16 protein-coding genes are annotated in these 16,563 nt (G+C 37.6%); 7 read left to right on the top strand and 9 right to left on the bottom strand.

Annotated elements, in window-relative coordinates:
• Positions 1-109: 109 nt before the first annotated feature.
• Entirely contained in the window at positions 110-1,414 is a 1,305-nt protein-coding gene (locus M0D58_RS17465; RefSeq protein ID WP_248392123.1) for a ComEA family DNA-binding protein, read from the top strand.
• Positions 1,415-1,534: 120 nt separating this feature from the next.
• Here the strand turns inward: M0D58_RS17465 and rluF are convergent, their stop codons facing one another.
• The 6 genes from rluF to M0D58_RS17435 all read right to left on the bottom strand — a co-directional run bounded on the left by rluF (position 1,535) and on the right by M0D58_RS17435 (position 5,670).
• Positions 1,535-2,257, bottom strand: a complete 723-nt coding sequence (rluF, locus tag M0D58_RS17460) for a 23S rRNA pseudouridine(2604) synthase RluF (protein WP_248392121.1) — start codon at positions 2,255-2,257, stop codon at positions 1,535-1,537.
• Entirely contained in the window at positions 2,257-2,829 is a 573-nt protein-coding gene (locus M0D58_RS17455; RefSeq protein WP_248392119.1) for a hypothetical protein, read from the bottom strand. Before M0D58_RS17455 ends, rluF begins: the two co-directional genes overlap by 1 nt.
• Positions 2,826-3,524, bottom strand: a complete 699-nt coding sequence (truB, locus tag M0D58_RS17450; protein WP_248392116.1) for a tRNA pseudouridine(55) synthase TruB — start codon at positions 3,522-3,524, stop codon at positions 2,826-2,828. The genes M0D58_RS17455 and truB overlap by 4 nt, the downstream gene beginning before the upstream one ends.
• Before the next feature lie 52 nt (positions 3,525-3,576).
• On the bottom strand, positions 3,577-4,395 hold the full coding sequence (locus M0D58_RS17445; protein ID WP_248392114.1) for an undecaprenyl-diphosphate phosphatase: 819 nt from the start codon (positions 4,393-4,395) through the stop codon (positions 3,577-3,579).
• Between the two features lie 74 nt (positions 4,396-4,469).
• Entirely contained in the window at positions 4,470-4,769 is a 300-nt protein-coding gene (locus tag M0D58_RS17440; RefSeq protein ID WP_248392112.1) for a DUF3098 domain-containing protein, read from the bottom strand.
• Position 4,770: 1 nt separating this feature from the next.
• Positions 4,771-5,670 carry a cell division protein FtsX gene (locus M0D58_RS17435; protein WP_248392110.1) on the bottom strand — a complete coding sequence of 300 codons (900 nt, stop codon included), beginning with the start codon at positions 5,668-5,670 and terminating at the stop codon, positions 4,771-4,773.
• Between the two features lie 92 nt (positions 5,671-5,762).
• Between M0D58_RS17435 and rsmA the strand changes: the two genes are divergently transcribed.
• Positions 5,763-6,533 (top strand): 16S rRNA (adenine(1518)-N(6)/adenine(1519)-N(6))-dimethyltransferase RsmA, encoded by a 771-nt coding sequence (gene rsmA / locus M0D58_RS17430; RefSeq protein ID WP_248392108.1) that lies wholly within the window; start codon positions 5,763-5,765, stop codon positions 6,531-6,533.
• Between the two features lie 69 nt (positions 6,534-6,602).
• Here rsmA and M0D58_RS17425 read toward each other — a convergent pair whose 3' ends face one another.
• Complete coding sequence (locus tag M0D58_RS17425; protein ID WP_248392106.1) at positions 6,603-7,763, bottom strand: THUMP domain-containing class I SAM-dependent RNA methyltransferase; 1,161 nt, start codon at positions 7,761-7,763, stop codon at positions 6,603-6,605.
• 134 nt (positions 7,764-7,897) lie between these two features.
• On the opposite strand from M0D58_RS17425, the gene M0D58_RS17420 reads away from it, so the two are divergent.
• Both M0D58_RS17420 and M0D58_RS17415 read left to right on the top strand, forming a co-directional pair.
• On the top strand, positions 7,898-8,623 hold the full coding sequence (locus M0D58_RS17420) for a class I SAM-dependent methyltransferase (protein ID WP_248392104.1): 726 nt from the start codon (positions 7,898-7,900) through the stop codon (positions 8,621-8,623).
• A complete protein-coding gene (locus M0D58_RS17415) occupies positions 8,623-9,351 on the top strand; it encodes a ZIP family metal transporter (protein ID WP_248394997.1) in 729 nt (242 codons plus the stop codon). The genes M0D58_RS17420 and M0D58_RS17415 overlap by 1 nt, the downstream gene beginning before the upstream one ends.
• Positions 9,352-9,430: 79 nt before the next feature.
• Here M0D58_RS17415 and M0D58_RS17410 read toward each other — a convergent pair whose 3' ends face one another.
• Both M0D58_RS17410 and M0D58_RS17405 read right to left on the bottom strand, forming a co-directional pair.
• Positions 9,431-10,807, bottom strand: coding sequence for an OmpP1/FadL family transporter (locus tag M0D58_RS17410; RefSeq protein ID WP_248392093.1), 1,377 nt, complete (start codon positions 10,805-10,807; stop codon positions 9,431-9,433).
• A gap of 53 nt (positions 10,808-10,860) precedes the next feature.
• Positions 10,861-11,922, bottom strand: a complete 1,062-nt coding sequence (locus tag M0D58_RS17405) for a prolyl-tRNA synthetase (RefSeq protein WP_248392092.1) — start codon at positions 11,920-11,922, stop codon at positions 10,861-10,863.
• Between the two features lie 147 nt (positions 11,923-12,069).
• Between M0D58_RS17405 and proS the strand changes: the two genes are divergently transcribed.
• From proS to M0D58_RS17390, 3 genes are all read left to right on the top strand, one after another.
• Complete coding sequence (gene proS, locus M0D58_RS17400; RefSeq protein WP_248392091.1) at positions 12,070-13,545, top strand: proline--tRNA ligase; 1,476 nt, start codon at positions 12,070-12,072, stop codon at positions 13,543-13,545.
• A gap of 124 nt (positions 13,546-13,669) precedes the next feature.
• The gene (locus tag M0D58_RS17395) at positions 13,670-14,965 is read left to right on the top strand and encodes an OmpA family protein (RefSeq protein WP_248392090.1); all 1,296 of its coding nucleotides are present in this window, start codon (positions 13,670-13,672) and stop codon (positions 14,963-14,965) included.
• 109 nt (positions 14,966-15,074) lie between these two features.
• Entirely contained in the window at positions 15,075-16,415 is a 1,341-nt protein-coding gene (locus M0D58_RS17390) for an Nramp family divalent metal transporter (protein ID WP_248392089.1), read from the top strand.
• The last annotated feature ends 148 nt before the right edge of the window (positions 16,416-16,563 follow it).

The following is a 16,563-nucleotide window of genomic DNA, read 5'->3' as shown; positions in this document are numbered from 1 at the left end:
TCTTTTTATCAGGATATTTTTCAATCATTTTCCTGAATTTATATTCTGAAATCATCCAATTGCAATCCGCTCATTGTTAATAACTGACAGAATTGTTAAGTTTGCGGCGATGAAAAAAAATTATTACCAACAGCTTGCATTCATGGGAATGCTGCTGATTATTTTGTTTGGATTTCAAAAATACAGGAGCAAAGAAAAGGAAAACTTCTCCGATGTGCATTTTATCGTCAATAATACAACTGCTCTACATTTGGCAGAATTTGATCCGAATGATCTTGATGAAAAGCAATGGCAACATTTAGGGTTCACTAAAAAGCAGACGTCAACCATTCTTAATTATAAAAAAATAGTAGGCGGAAAATTTCTTTCTAAAGAGCAATTTAAAAAATGCTTTGCGGTCTCGGAAGAAAAATTTTCAGAACTGGAACCGTACATATTATTGCCTGAAAACAACAGGGAAGCAAACATGAACGGTTTTGCTCATTTTAAAAAGAAATCAATAATGGTTTCGCGAAAATTTAATCCCGATTTTTATGCTGTAGCTGACTGGATAAAGCTTGGATTTTCAGAGCGGCAGGCGGAAGCTATTATTAAATATAAAAACTATTTGGGCGGAAGTTTTGTAAGCAAAGAAAAATTCAAAGAGTGTTTTATTATTAGCGAAGAAAATTATCAAAAGTTATCATCTTATCTTATTCTTCCTGAAAAAACACCTGCCGGATTTAATTATTACAAGAATAATTCAATTTCCGGAAAAACTAAAATTCAATACCGTCCTTTCGATCCGAATCTATTAGACACCGACGGCTGGAAATCGCTGGGCTTTTCTGATAAGCAGTCACAGATTATTGTCAATTACCGTGAACGGAATTTAAAGGGAAGCTTTAAAAACCTGGAAGATATTCAGAAATGTTTTGTAATATCCACTGAGAAATTTGAGGAACTGAAGCCGTTTATCAGATTAAATCAAGAATCCATTGCAGCCCGGCACAACACTGTACCGTCTGAAATTAAACAGCAGGAAAAAACAGACTTTTCTAAAATTGATCTGAATTCGATTACTTTCAGACAGCTTTTAGAATTTGGATTCGATGAAAAAGCAGCCGGCTCTATGATTGGTTTCAGGAAAAAACTGGGTGGATTTATGAATAAGGAGCAGATATTAACAACGTATAACATCGATATACCATTAATGGAGAAACTGCTTTCCACAGCTCAGCTTAACACATCGAATGTTATAAAATATACCTTGACCGAAGCGCCGGAAGAATGGCTTAAAAGCCATCCCTATTTTAAATATTCCGCAGATAAAATTATTTTCTACAGGCTTACCGAAAAAGATGAAAAGAAATTGTGGAAACTTTTAAAGATCAAACCGGAATATGAGGCTAAAATGAAGCTTTATCTTAAATGAGTTAAAAACTACTAAGTTAAATTATGGAAATATATACATAGCGTCGGGCTTTAGTCCCGATGTTTCAATAGGGACAAAATAAAGGTTTAGCTAAAACCTAAAATAAGTTAACCTTACAAATTAATCAAAAGTTTTACTGGAACCCTCAACCAGTTTTTGAAGTGATGATAATTCCTCTTCTGTCAGATCTCTCCATTTTCCAATAGGCAGATCCAGTTTAATATTCAAAACACGTATCCTTTTGAGTTTTTTCACTTCATACCCGAGGTATTCGCACATTCTCCGGATCTGGCGGTTTAGTCCCTGTGTAAGAACAATCCGGAAGTTCATTTCATCAATTTTTTCAACCTCACATTTTTTGGTTACTGTGTCTAAAATCGGTACACCATTTCTCATTTTTTCGAGAAATTTCGGCGTAATCGGCTTATCGACCCGTACGATATATTCTTTCCCGTGGTTATTTCTTGAACGCAGGATTTTATTAACAATATCGCCGTCACTCGTCAGAAGAATCAGGCCTTCACTTGGTTTATCAAGCCTTCCGATGGGAAAAATTCTTTTCGGGTGGCTGATGTAATCGATGATATTATTTTTCTCTCTTTTGGTATCTGTCGTACTAACGATTCCTACAGGCTTATTAAATGCAATATAAACATGGTCTTCCTGTGGCTCACGGATCGGCTTTCCATCTACTTCAATCACGTCTTCATCGGAAACTTTCGTTCCCATCTCCGGAATTTTTCCGTTGATCTTGATTCTCCCTTCTTCCAGAAGCTTATCTGCTGCTCTTCTGGAGCAGTAACCGACTTCTGATAAATATTTATTGATACGCGTTTTTTCCATTAATCTTCTCCGTAACCTGTATAATTTTTATTGCTGAAAATCGTCACCCCATAGCTTATCCCGATAAAAAATGGATTTGAATTCCCTAATTTATGACTCTCCAGGAAAATACCTCCTTCCTGGCTGATTCTTTTTGAATAAGAGACTTGCAGCCCCAATCTTCCACCCCAAAATTCAGCATCGGAAACCACTGTATGATTAAGCTGTTTTCCGTAATTCAGTTCAATATAAAATGGCCTGTCGCCGGGATCAAAAATAAATTTCGGCTGTACCATCAGATAAATCAGATGATAGTTGTCCTGAATAAAACTATATCTGAACCCTGTTCCTAAAGCAAAGTTAGGAAGAAAATTATAACCGCCTATCGCCGTAATGCCATACATGATTTTCTGTGGCGGCTGTGAAGTGATATATTGCGTATTGTTGGGAATTTCTTTCTCTTTATTTAATTTAAAACCAAGATGCAGGGAGGGGTTAAAATAAAATCCCATCGTCTGTTTTGCAGCTTTGGTTTCCTGAGAAAAAGCTTTTAAAAAAGAAAGTAAGGCAAATGCTATTATTAATTTTTTCATGACAGATTAAATCTAAAATCATTTTCCAGAAAATTAGAAGTTGCATCCTCAATCTTGTAATCCCCGATTTTGGTTCTTCTCAACTGTGTAAGATATGCTCCAACTCCAAGCTCCTGCCCGATGTCATGTGCAAGGCTTCTGATGTAAGTACCTTTTGAACAGCCTACGTTAAAACTCACCAGCGGAAGGTCAATTTTAATTTCATTGATATAAAAAATAGTTGTTTTCCGGGATTTCATTTCAACTTCCTCACCTGCTCTGGCCAGGTCATATGCTCTTTTCCCTTCAATTTTTATAGCGGAAAAAACCGGCGGAATCTGGTCTATTTCTCCCACAAATTTTTCTAATGCGCTATGAATATGTTCTTCCGTAATATGCGAAATATCCTGGTGAAGAATTTCCGGCTTTTCGGTATCGTAGGATTCGGTCTGAACACCAATTTTTATCTCTGTCCAATACTCTTTAGGCGCATCCTGGATTTCCGGAATTTTTTTCGTGAATTTTCCACAACATACAATCAGAAGTCCGGTCGCTCTCGGATCTAATGTTCCTGCGTGGCCGATCTTAAATTTTTTTGGGAGGTTAAATTCTCTTTTGAGTTTATATTTCATTTTATTGACCGCCTGAAAAGAGGTCCAATCCAAAGGCTTGTCCAATAAAAATAGATGTCCTGACTGTAAGTCTTCAGCTGTCATGGTCGATGGATAATAAGTAATGGGTAATGAGTAATGTTTGATTTATTCTAGCCTATTGAAAAAAATAAAAATAAATCAGCAAAGCTATTCCAACAAAAATACGATACCAGCCCCAAGGTTTAAAACCATATTTATTTAAAACTCCGATGAATGCTTTAATCGCAATCAATGCAACAATAAAAGCAACAATGTTTCCTATAATAAAAATAACTATATGATCCTGTGAAGACATAATCATCTCGTATCCTTTCTGTGGATTTGCCGTTTCTTTGCCCCATGTTTTTACAAAAACAGAATATACTGTAACAGCCAGCATCGTTGGAACGGCAAGGAAAAATGAAAATTCTGCCGCTGCTTTTCTCGTTAAACCCTGCGTCATCCCGCCGATGATAGACGCGGCACTCCGGCTGGTTCCCGGCATCATCGCCAGACATTGCCAAAAGCCAATGGTAACCGCTTTTTTTATGGTAATTCCTTTTTCATCATCAATTCTGGGATTTTTAAACCATTTATCCGCAAATAAAAGAACTACCCCTCCTAATACTAATACCGACGAAATAGCGATCTGATTTCCCAAAACCGCTTCTATTTTATCATCAAAAAGGTATCCTAATACAAGAGCAGGAACTACCGCAAAAGCGAGCTTAAAGTAAAACTGTAAATTTTTCAGATCAAAAAATTTTTTCCAGTAAGCAACAACTACAGAAAGTATGGCTCCAAACTGAATAGAAACCTGGAACATTTTTAAAAATTCATCTTCCGGCATTCCCATTAAACTGGCCGTAAATCCCATGTGCGCCGTAGAAGAAATTGGGAGATATTCTGTTAATCCTTCAATGATTGCAATAATTATTGCTTTGATTAAATCCATATTTTTTTGTATTTATCAAAAAAAACTTTGTCAAAGTCCTGAACTCTGACAAAGTTTATATCCTAAAATATTGTTTATTTTCTTTTTAAAATAGCATACACCTCGATCACAAATCCTATGACTACAAACAGCGGTGCAATTCTGATTCTACGGATAGAAAAGATCCCGTCATTCCATGAATTCGGATCAAATTTTCCGTCTACGGTATTGGCATCGGCACCCATCATCAGAAGAAATCCAACGATGATAAATGCAAGACCTATCAGCATCCACTTAAAGTTTTCCTTTCCGAAATAAAAGTTTGTTTCCTGAGGTACTTCATTGGGTTCTTTTCCGAAGTCTTCTGCGGAAAATTTATTTGTTTTTTTGCTCATTTTAAGAATAATATAAATCGTCAACGTTTGATCTTAAGAATCTCCAGGTAGCAACTACCGTACTCAGGACCGTGATAAAAATTCCTACTCCGAATACCAATAATACCAGCCAGAAATACTGATTATTGTCCTGTACGAAGGCTGAACCGATCTGGCTTGTAAAATAGTACCAGATCCCGAACAATGCCAAAAGCCCGATTACGGAACCAATTGCCCCAAGAACAACCGCTTCAATAATAAAAGGCTTAAGAATAAACCTTCTTTTCGCTCCTACAAGCTGCATGGTTTTAATGATAAATCTTTTGGAGAATATTTTCAAGCGGATTGAATTGTTGATTAATACAACCGCCAAAATTAAAAACAATATAGAAAAACCTAAGATCCACTTTAGAATCCTGCTCAGGTTATTATAGACATCCACCATCAGCGTACTATCATTTTTTACTTCAGCAATGCCCGGAACGGCTTTGATTACTTTCAGCGCCTCATCAATTTTGGCAGGATCTACATATTCCGGTTTTAATGCAATTTCTATAGATGATGGAAATATATTTTCTTCGAAAAGGGCATCCGTATCGATTCCCATGCTTTTTTTAGCTTCCTGAGATGCCATTTCACGGCTGATATAAGTTGCTTTTTTCACCGGAGCCAGCGTCTGAATTTCCTTGAAAACTTCGGCTTCCATTTTCGCAATCTTTACAGAATCTTTAGCATTATAATTTTCAGCGAAGTAGGCATTTACCACAAGCTGCTCTTTGATATAATCGGAATATTTCTGGGCATTGATTAAAATAAGTCCCATTAATCCCAATAAAAATAACACTAAGGCAATACTTATTACCACTGTAATATTGCTAGACCTAAGCCTTTTCTTATTAAATTCATCTACAGATTTAGCCATTAATATTAAAATTTTTGGCTAAAATAGAAAAAAACTTCCGAAATTTGGGAACGAAAAAGAGAAAATCACTGTTAATAAAATCATAAAAAACATTGAGTGTAAAAGCAAAAAAGCATCTTGGTCAGCACTTCCTGACAGATGAAAACATCGCAAGAAAAATCGTAGAAGGTCTGAGTTTTGAGGGCTACAAAAATGTAATGGAAGTGGGCCCGGGAATGGGAGTTCTCACCAAATATCTGCTGGAAAAAGACCAGCATATTTACCTCGCAGAAATCGACAACGAATCTATTGAATATCTGAAAAATAACTATTCTAAAGTAACGGAAAAAACTTTTGTCGGTGATTTTTTGAAACAGGATTTTCAATTTACCAAAGGTGAGCAAATCGCTATTATCGGAAACTTCCCGTATAATATTTCATCCCAGATTTTGTTTCAGATCGTAGATCATTATGAGCTGATCCCCGAAATGGTGGGCATGTTTCAGAAAGAAGTTGCTGAAAGAACAGCCGCGGTTCCGAGAACGAAAGATTACGGAATCCTTACTGTTTTGATCCAGGCCTATTATGATACTTCATATTTGTTCACGGTTCATGAAAATGTGTTCAACCCGCCTCCCAAAGTAAAATCAGGGGTTATCCGACTTACAAGAAATCCCAAAGAAGGACTTTCCGGAAATGAAGTTTTGTTTAAACAGATCGTAAAAGCAGGGTTTAACCAGAGAAGAAAAAAACTTTCAAATGCTCTGAAAATTCTCAATATTCCGGAGGTTTTAAAAACCCATGAATTCATGGACAAAAGAGCGGAAGAACTGAGCGTTGCAGATTTTATTTCATTTACTCAACTATGGAAAAATAATTTGTAATACATTCTAACTCATAAAAAACCTCCTGAATAATGATTAGGAGGTTTTTTTTATTATTTCAAAGTATGATTAATTTTCTAATTTGTGGACTTTTTTAGTTCCTTCATACATTTCGTACTGTAAAAAACGGGTCTCCAGTTTTCCATTGAAAAGTTTGATTTTTCTTGAAGGGCGAAGTCCTATTTTCTTTACCGCTTCCAAATCCGAAGAAATAAGCCATGCCAGAGTATTAGGATAATTGGTCTTGAAGGTATCTCCTATTTTTTTGTAAAAATCATCATCAGTAATAGAAATTCTCTCATCGTATGGAGGATTGAAAACCATTAATAGCGGGAAAAGTTCTTTTTTAGAATCGAAAAAATTCTGTTTCTTAACTTCTATAACGTCTTCCATTTCTGCAGCTTCGATGTTTATTCTCGCGGCATTCAGCATTCTGGCGTCAATATCATAGCCTATTATTTTTCCGGTGAATTCTTTTATTCGATTGACTCTGAATTCTTTTATTTTCGCAAATAAATCGGCATCATAATTTTTCCAGTTCTGGAAAGCAAATCTCTTTCTGAAAAGTTGTGCCGGAAGATCCATAGCAATCATGGCTGCCTCAATTAATAGTGTACCGGAGCCGCACATCGGATCAAGGAAATTTCCCTTTCCATCCCATCCCGCAAGCTGAAGCATTCCGCTTGCCAAAACTTCATTGATGGGTGCTTCCCCCTGCTCTCGTCTGTATCCTCTTTTAAACAAAGGATCTCCTGAAGAATCCAGGGAAATGGTAATCAATTCCCGGTCTATATGAAGATGGAATTTAATATCAGGATTTCGGGTTTCAACATTGGGGCGTCTTTTGAATTTTTCCTGAAAATAATCAACAATAGCATCTTTCATCTTCAGGGTTACGAATTGTGAGTGCTTAAATGTTTCTGAATTTACCGTTGCGTCAATCGCAAATGATTGTTCAACATCCATAAATTCTTCCCAATTGAATTTGAAAAGCCTGTCGTAAAATTGATGTTGATTGAAGGCTTTGAATTCATGAATGGGAACCAGAATCTTTAAAGCCGTTCTCGCAGAATAATTTATTTTATATAAAAAACCTAGATCTCCTTCGCAGTTGACCGCCCTGTTTTTTACTTCCACCTTTCTTCCGCCGAGTTTTTTAATTTCTTCCGCTAAAATCTGTTCTAACCCAAAAAATGTTTTTATCTGAATTTGTATATTTTCTGTATCCATATCTTATTATTAAAAGTTTAAATATTTAAGAATTAAAAGATTAGACATTCTGATTATTGCATGATTGAATATTTCGATCTTTCAATATTAAATACTTTTTCCTTTTACCGCACAAATTTAGTTATTTTTGCATTATGGAATGGTTTGAATCTTGGTTTGATACCCCTTATTATCATTTGCTTTACAGTAACAGAGATTACACGGAAGCAGAAAACTTCATTACAAAACTTACGGCAGACCTTCAACTGCCGCCAAATGCTAAGATTATCGACCTTGCCTGCGGAAAGGGAAGACATTCTGTTTTCCTTAATAGATTAGGATATGATGTTTTGGGTCTGGACCTTTCCAGAAAAAGCATAGAATTTGATAAAAAATTTGAGAATCAGACATTATCATTTGACGTCCATGATATGAGGAATCCCATTGATGCGGATCCTATGGACGCCGTATTCAACCTCTTTACAAGCTTTGGATATTTTGATAATGAAAATGATGACAAAAAAGTTTTTCATTCGGTTTTTAACGCTCTTAAACCAGGAGGCTTTTTTGTGCTGGATTATCTGAATGAAGAATTCGTACGGAAGAATATTGTTCCTGAAGCTGTCGTAACGCGTGAAGATATCGAATTTAAGATTACAAAAAAAATAGAAGGAAGACATATAATTAAAGATATCCGGTTTGAAGATAAGGGAAAACCTTACCATTTTTTTGAAAAAGTAAAACTTCATACATTGGAAGCGATAAATAGTTACGCTGAAGAATGCGGTTTTGAACGAATTAAAATCTGGGGCGATTATCAGCTGAATGAATTTGATAAAGAAAAATCCCCCCGCTGCATTAATTTATTTAAGAAAAAATGATAACTGTTCTTTTACTGATTTTAAGTGTTGTTTCCGGAGTATTTTTAGGAAAATATTTTGGAAAAAAAGAAAAGCTGGCTAAAAACTTATTAATTTTAAGTGCCGGATTTTTGATTACCATCTGTCTTAACGAAGTCTTTCCTCAGGTATATACTGCGGAAACAGGAACCAGTCTGGGTATCTTCGTCATTATCGGTGTTTTACTGCAGATGATTCTGGAAGCGCTCACCAAAGGTTTTGAACACGGTCATTTTCATCATCATAGCGAGCATAATATTCTTCCCGCGGCGTTAATGGTAGGACTTTTTATTCATGCATTTATTGAAGGAATTCCTCTGGCAAATGATGAACATGAACTTTCTCCTTATCTCTGGGGAATTGTTTTTCACAATCTACCTATATCTTTTATTTTGGGAGCTTTTCTATTTAACAGAAAAAATGAATCCAGATCTGCACCATCCTATCCTTCATTGCTGATTATAGCTTTATTTGCGCTGGCTTCGCCGATGGGAATGCTGTTGGGTAATTACTTTGATCCGGATCTGCAGCCTTATTTTCTGGCTATTGTAGGAGGTATCTTTCTGCATATTTCTTCAGTCATTATATTTGAAAGCAACAAAAACCATAATATCGACTGGTTGAAAATTGGTTTGGTAATTCTGGGAGTTTCGTTGGCTTTGGTGATGCATCTTTTTCATGATCATGGACATTTGGGACATCATCATTAGATTACATAACTTCCTGATTATAAACAAAGCTCCGAAATTATCGGAGCTTTTATTTTATATTAATATTATATATATTACATTAGAATTTCCATCCAAAGGTAATAAAGAAGTTATTTCTCACATTTTTCACATCCGATACTGCATATGCATCACTTGAGATCAAACGGCTCGGAGAATAATATCCTGCTTCATAAGCATTATCAACAACTCCATATAAAAACGGATTGCTATATTTTGAGGTTACATTCTGATACGATGCGTCAATATAAAATGATCTGAAATCATATCCCAAACCTACTGAAAGTGCATTCCTGTCATTTAAAATAAGATTATTGTAAGACTGACCTGTGATACCGCCATTATCCGTATATCTGTCAACATTTAGTGCATCAAAAGGACTTGAAGCATACGCATACCCTCCTCTTAATCTGAATTGTTTAATTCTGTATTCTGCTCCGATCTTTACTTCCGAAAGATTTTTATAATTGTCTTTGAAGAAATCATTCAGTTCAGTCTCTGCATCTCCGTATACTTTATATTTAGGCTTTGTTAAACCCAATGTATAATCGACGTTTAAAGCAAAACTTTTATTAGCAATAAATGCAGCACTCACGGTAGCTTTCATCGGCGAAGTCAGCTTTCTGTCTTCAACAGCATAATCATCACCGTAAATCGGGTCATTATAAAAACTATAGCTTCTGTCAATATTCCAGAAAGTAGGAGTTTCCAATGCAGCACCCAGTCTAAAATTTCGCCCAAATTTTCCAATTACCCCCAGTGATGCTGAAAAACCGTTTCCTCTTTCATAAAAAGGAGTGTTTTGCTTACTGAAGTATTCTGAGCTGCCATTTGATAAAGAATTAAAAATTGCAGTATCAGATTGGTCAATTGACGAATTGAAAAAATTAAGACCCGCTCCAAGATATAAATTATTGTTATAATTTGCACCTACACCAAAACTCGTTTTAGACATATAGCCATATCTGTCATATGCGTGTCTGCCTAATGAAGAACTCGTAGCATCAGGAAAATCATAAATTAAGTTACTATTTCCGGGAGTTTCAATATAATTATCGATCGATTGATTAGAGTAATTCACACCAATGTTGATGAATTTCCATGCACTTTCGGTCATCAATTGGAAGGTCATTACCGCTCCGACATTTCCAAGATCTCCTTTGTTGATCGTATATCCGTAAGACGATCCGGCATAAGAAGATGTGTTCTTATTGCTGGTAACAGAAAGCGTTCCCGAAATTTCTCCTGAAATGGCAACTCCAAGACCGGCAGGGTTGGTAAGAAGAGAATTGGCATCCCCTCCCAGCGCACCGTTAGATCCTGCCATGGCATTAAATTTTGCTGAACCGATATTAGGTGCATTGGAATAAACATCCGTCGTATTCCTTATCACTGAAACATCTTGAGCCTGCGCAAAAAATGCAGCAGAAATACTCATTATTGCTAAAGATTTTTTTAACATTATTTTTTTGAATAGTTATTTAATTTAAATTATCTGCCACCACGGAAGCCGCCGCCTCCACCGCCGCCGGATCTAAAACCGCCGCCGCTTCCTCCGCCAAAGCCACCGCCTCCTGATCTGAAGCCACCGCCACTGTTGGAATTATTAAAGCTGCCATTATTTCTGAAACCGCCGTCATTTCTTGGTTGGGAAGGCTGCTGATAATTGTAATTTGGTCTTGGCTGACCTTGGTTACGGAACCCGCCCTGAGGTCTCACCCCATTTTGATTTCTGAAACCACCATTGGTAGTATTTCCTTGTCTGAAACCACCGCTGTTATTAGATCCTCTAAAGCCTCCATTATTTGCATTGTCTCTGAAACTTCCGCTACCGGTAGAACTTCTTCTGAAACCGTTTGAACTGGTAACTCCGTATTTATTGGCAAAACTTCCGTTATAAGTATTAAATCCTCTTCCGTTAACACCGCTTCTTCTGTAATAAGGAGCATAGTAATTACCTCCCCAGTAGCCGCCGTAGCCCCAATATGGATTATAGCCTCCCCATCCCCAATAAGGATTATAGCCCCAATAAGGTGAATATCCCCAGCCCATATTCCAGCCGGCACCCCAACCCCATGAGCCTCCCCATGAAAGTCCGATGCCCCAGCCACCGCCGTAGCCCCAATACGGATTATAGCCTCCGTACCAGCCGCCCCAGCCCCAAGGATTACCCCAACCCCAGCCCCACGAGTTATCGTAGTAGTTGGTTTCACTTCCTGCATACATTCCCCAGTCTGAGTCGGTTGCTGTATTATTCCAGTTATAGTTGTTCCAGTCTTCATAACGCCCTGTTCTGGAATTGATCTCTGCATTCTGAATAAGATTAGAATCATCCTGATAATAATTATAATCCTCTCCTACCCTGTTTCCTCTGTCGTTGATAATTACGCCTTCCGGAAGGGTGTCTTTATTCGGGTCGTAATAAACGCCATCTGTCTCACTGTATCCACCCATCTGGGCACCGCAGGACATAAGTAATAATCCGCCTGCCACCGCTAAAATCCCTTTGGATTTAATGGCGCCAAGCAAATTTTTATGTATATTTCTTTTCATGATAACGTAAAAATTTTTTATTTAAATTATATTTGCAAAATGTACCAAAAATGTACCATTACCACAGGTACAAAAATCTATCAAAAATAGATTTTTATTTTTAGATAACAATAATAGCGAAAAGTTAAAAAAATTAAAAAAAAATTAATGGCAAAATTAACCTCAAGAAGCGAAGATTACAGCAAATGGTATAACGAGTTGGTAGTAAAAGCCGACTTAGCTGAAAACTCAGGAGTAAGAGGATGCATGGTAATTAAACCATATGGCTATGCAATCTGGGAGAAAATGCGTGACGAAATGGATAAAAAATTCAAGGAGACCGGTCACGTAAATGCATATTTCCCGCTTTTTGTGCCCAAGAGCTTATTTGAGGCTGAAGAAAAAAATGCAGAAGGTTTTGCTAAAGAATGTGCCGTTGTTACCCACTATCGATTAAAAACAGATCCGGATAACCCTTCTAAACTGATTGTGGATCCCGATGCAAAACTTGAGGAAGAACTGATCGTACGACCTACTTCAGAAGCCATTATCTGGAATACTTATAAAAACTGGATTCAGTCTTACAGGGATTTACCGATATTGATTAACCAATGGGCGAATGTTGTACGTTGGGAAATGAGAACACGTCTTTTCCTGAGAACTGCTGAGTTTCTTTGGCAGGAAGGACACACCGCTCACGCCACAAAAGATGAGGCGATTGAAGAGGCTGAAAAAATGAATAAAGTCTATGCCGATTTTGCAGAAAACTTTATGGCAATGCCTGTCATTCAGGGATTAAAAACACCTTCCGAAAGATTTGCCGGAGCTGATGAAACCTACTGTATAGAAGCATTAATGCAGGATGGAAAAGCACTTCAGGCAGGAACATCTCACTTCTTAGGTCAGAATTTCGCCAAAGCTTTTGATGTAAAATTCACCAATAAAGAAGGAAAAATAGAACACGCATGGGCCACTTCGTGGGGAACTTCCACACGTCTCATGGGAGCGTTGATTATGACTCATTCTGATGATTTCGGATTGGTGCTTCCTCCAACACTGGCACCTATTCAGGTTGTAATTGTTCCGATCTTTAAAGGTGAAGAACAGCTTGCTGAAATCAGTGAAGTAGCATTGGATATTCAGGCTAAACTAAGAGCAAAAGGAATTTCCGTGAAATTTGATGATGACACTCAGAACAAACCGGGCTGGAAATTTGCAGAATACGAGTTAAAAGGTGTTCCTGTAAGAATTGCAATGGGTCCTAGAGATCTTGAGAACAAATCGGTAGAAATCGCACGAAGAGACAATCTTACGAAAGAAGTGCGCTCTATTGAAGGACTGGATTCTTACATCGAAGATTTGTTGAAAACCATACAACAGGATATCTATAACAAAGCTTTCGAATTTAGAAAGAACAACATAACAAAAGTTGATTCATACGATGAATTCAAAAAAGTTCTGGAGGAAAAAGGAGGATTCCTATATGCACATTGGGACGGAACTGCAGAAGAAGAAGAACAGATCAAGGAAGAGACTAAAGCAACCATAAGATGTATTCCTTTGGATGATGATATCGAGGAAGGCGTATCTCTTATTTCCGGAAAACCTTCAAAAAGAAGAGTTTTGTTTGCAAAAGCATATTAACTTATCTTAAATGAGATTTTGAATCTGCAAAAATCCGATGGATTTTTGCAGATTTTTTTTTATCACAGCCGTTTGGACGAGTTTTTGATAGCATTCTACAACATTAATCTCAAAATAATTTACTATGTCTCTAAACATTATTGATCTTATTAAAGGACAGCTGGGACCGGCTTTGGTATCGCAGGCTGCTTTACAGTATGGCGAAAGCGAATCGGGAATTTCAAAAGCGATCGGCGGATTATTGCCTGCTGTAGTAGGAGGACTGGCCAATAACTCTGATAATCCTTTAGTATTGGATGCTATCATGAATTCCTCTTCACCGGATATCCTGAATAACCTTTCAGGAAATTCTTCAAATAATTCATCGATTGCCAGTGTACTTACGCAGATATTCGGCGATAAGATGAACGGACTTGTGAATTCTGTTGCTACTTACGCAGAAATCAGCAATAATTCTTCAAACTCTCTTTTACATTTGGTTACCGGCGCAACTGTGGGCACCATCAGCAAATACGCTGCAGATAATAATCTGGATAAAGCCGGAATTTCAGGTCTTCTTAATGACCAGAAAGGGATTGTTTCAACTTTATTGCCTGCAGGGCTTTCCTTTGCTTCTCTTAATATGGGAGACTGGGATGCAAGATATAAATTTGACAATGATAGAGATAAGATCAACATGCCGGCTCAGGAGGAACCTAAAATTCAAGTTACCAGAAGTACAACCCTTAATGGAACTTTTCCCGATAAAAATAAAGATAAGGACGGGTCTATATGGAAATGGCTTTTGCCTTTTTTATTGCTGATTGCCGCAGCCTATTTCATTTGGAGACAGTGTGAACAAAGAGAAACAACGACAACCACTATGGTAACTGATTCCGGCGAAGTGGTAACCGATACCGCAACTACTACCGGAAACAATACCGCGACAGGAATATCTGCTACTCAGGTAGATGAAGATATTGATCTGAACGGCACTCCGTTAAAAGGCTACAAAGGAGGTATGGAAGACCGAATGATTGCTTTTCTGAAATCAGACGGTTATAAAAATGCACAAAATGATGACGCATTAAAAGATACGTGGTATAATTTTGACCATGTAAATTTTAAAATGGGAAGTGCCAACCAGCTTGAAGCAGGATCTGAAGGCCAACTCCAAAATCTGGCAGCTATTTTAAAAGCATACCCTGATGTTAAGGTTAAAATAGGAGGTTATACGGATAAAACCGGAGATGAAAACACTAACCAAAAATTATCTGACGATCGTGCAAAATTTATAAGATCATGGCTGGATAAACAAGGTGTTGGATCACAAATTACCGGAGCAGACGGATATGGAAGCGAGTTTGCAACTGTTGATGCCTCTGCTTCTGATGCCGAAAGAGCCGTTGACCGTAAAATGGCGGTGCGTTTTGCAAAATAATTTTATTTAAATATATATTACAGATCCCGAAATGTTTCGGGATCTTTTATTGATGATTTTGTAGTTTTCATTTATTTAATTACTTTTGTTAGTCATTTCTAACATTTTTATGAATCTGAATTTAAAGAACGCCTGGCGACGAGATAAAACCTCAAATTCACTATCTGAAGTATATTCTTCGGTGAAAGTTCCTCAGAACGGAAGTTTCTGGAGGAAATATCTTGCCTTTGCCGGCCCGGGACTGATGGTTGCCGTAGGTTATATGGATCCTGGGAACTGGGCTACTGATATTGCGGGAGGAGCACAATTCGGATATACGCTGCTTTCCGTAATACTGATCTCGAATATTTTCGCGATGGTGTTACAACATTTATCCGTAAAACTTGGAGTAGTTGCCGAAAGAGATCTTGCTCAGGCCTGCAGGGATCATTTTAGTCCCACTACCAACTTTATATTATGGATATTTTGCGAAATTGCCATAGCTGCATGCGATCTTGCCGAAGTGATTGGATCAGCCATTGCGCTCAATCTCCTTTTCCAGATTCCTCTTACCTGGGGAATTGTTATAACGACAATAGACGTGCTTTTCATTCTTCTGCTCCAGTCTAAAGGATTCCGGTGGATTGAAAGTATTGTAGGCGGGCTGATTTTTATTATCCTCGCTTGTTTTGTTTATGAACTGGTGATTTCAGAGCCTGCCGTGAACGAAATTTTCGGAGGACTTCTGCCGAAAGCAGAAATCGTTCAGAATCCGGCGATGCTTTATATTGCTATAGGAATTTTGGGGGCAACCGTTATGCCGCATAATTTATACCTACACAGCAGCATTGTTCAGACGAGGGATTATCCAAGAAATAGTGAGGGAAAAAAAGAAGCCATAAAATTTGCAACATTAGACAGCACTTTTTCTCTGATGCTTGCGTTTTTTATTAATGCCGCCATCCTTATTCTGGCTGCTGCTACTTTCCATGTTTCCGGAAATCATGATGTAGCGGATATTCATGATGCCTATAAATTACTAACTCCCATTTTAGGCGCTTCCATGGCAAGCATTATTTTTGCCGTTGCTTTACTAGCCTCAGGGCAAAATTCTACTTTAACAGGAACTCTTGCCGGGCAAATCGTAATGGAAGGTTTTCTGAATATTAAATTAAAACCCTGGCTGCGACGTCTTATAACAAGATTGATTGCCGTAATCCCTGCGTTGATTGTCGCCATTCTTTATGGTGAACAGGGCACTACGGATCTTCTCGTACTGAGCCAGGTCATATTATCCATGCAGCTGAGCTTTGCCGTTGTTCCTTTAGTGATGTTTACCAGTGATAAAGCGAAGATGGGAGAATTCGTGAATAAACCCTTTCTAAAAATCTGTGTCTGGATCATTTCTTTTATTATAATTGTTTTAAATGTTTATCTTCTGTATCAGACATTTTTTGGAGAAGGAATTTAAATAGATTTAATTATTTAGATTAAATTAATAAGCCACGCCTTCAAAAATTCTTGAATCTTCGCCACCCTTACTACTACCCTAGCCGCGATAGTAACGGATACCCCACAGCACGCGTTGGCGGTGAAAGCATGCGGCTGCGCGAGGAGTA

Origin of the sequence: Chryseobacterium nepalense, assembly GCF_023195755.1 — a bacterium.
In the GTDB taxonomy this organism is placed as follows: domain Bacteria; phylum Bacteroidota; class Bacteroidia; order Flavobacteriales; family Weeksellaceae; genus Chryseobacterium; species Chryseobacterium nepalense.
Note: the sequence above shows the minus strand (reverse complement) of the source record. Positions and strands in the feature narration are given on the sequence as shown.

Bases quoted from the DNA above. Each gene is read 5' to 3' on its own strand.
- M0D58_RS17465 (WP_248392123.1), top strand. From the start codon at position 110: ATGAAAAAAAATTATTACCAACAGCTTGCATTCATGGGAATGCTGCTG.
- rluF (WP_248392121.1), bottom strand. From the start codon at position 2,257: ATGGAAAAAACGCGTATCAATAAATATTTATCAGAAGTCGGTTACTGC.
- M0D58_RS17455 (WP_248392119.1), bottom strand. From the start codon at position 2,829: ATGAAAAAATTAATAATAGCATTTGCCTTACTTTCTTTTTTAAAAGCT.
- truB (WP_248392116.1), bottom strand. From the start codon at position 3,524: ATGACAGCTGAAGACTTACAGTCAGGACATCTATTTTTATTGGACAAG.
- M0D58_RS17445 (WP_248392114.1), bottom strand. From the start codon at position 4,395: ATGGATTTAATCAAAGCAATAATTATTGCAATCATTGAAGGATTAACA.
- M0D58_RS17440 (WP_248392112.1), bottom strand. From the start codon at position 4,769: ATGAGCAAAAAAACAAATAAATTTTCCGCAGAAGACTTCGGAAAAGAA.
- M0D58_RS17435 (WP_248392110.1), bottom strand. From the start codon at position 5,670: ATGGCTAAATCTGTAGATGAATTTAATAAGAAAAGGCTTAGGTCTAGC.
- M0D58_RS17425 (WP_248392106.1), bottom strand. From the start codon at position 7,763: ATGGATACAGAAAATATACAAATTCAGATAAAAACATTTTTTGGGTTA.
- M0D58_RS17420 (WP_248392104.1), top strand. From the start codon at position 7,898: ATGGAATGGTTTGAATCTTGGTTTGATACCCCTTATTATCATTTGCTT.
- M0D58_RS17410 (WP_248392093.1), bottom strand. From the start codon at position 10,807: ATGAGTATTTCTGCTGCATTTTTTGCGCAGGCTCAAGATGTTTCAGTG.
- M0D58_RS17405 (WP_248392092.1), bottom strand. From the start codon at position 11,922: ATGAAAAGAAATATACATAAAAATTTGCTTGGCGCCATTAAATCCAAA.
- proS (WP_248392091.1), top strand. From the start codon at position 12,070: ATGGCAAAATTAACCTCAAGAAGCGAAGATTACAGCAAATGGTATAAC.
- M0D58_RS17395 (WP_248392090.1), top strand. From the start codon at position 13,670: ATGTCTCTAAACATTATTGATCTTATTAAAGGACAGCTGGGACCGGCT.
- M0D58_RS17390 (WP_248392089.1), top strand. From the start codon at position 15,075: ATGAATCTGAATTTAAAGAACGCCTGGCGACGAGATAAAACCTCAAAT.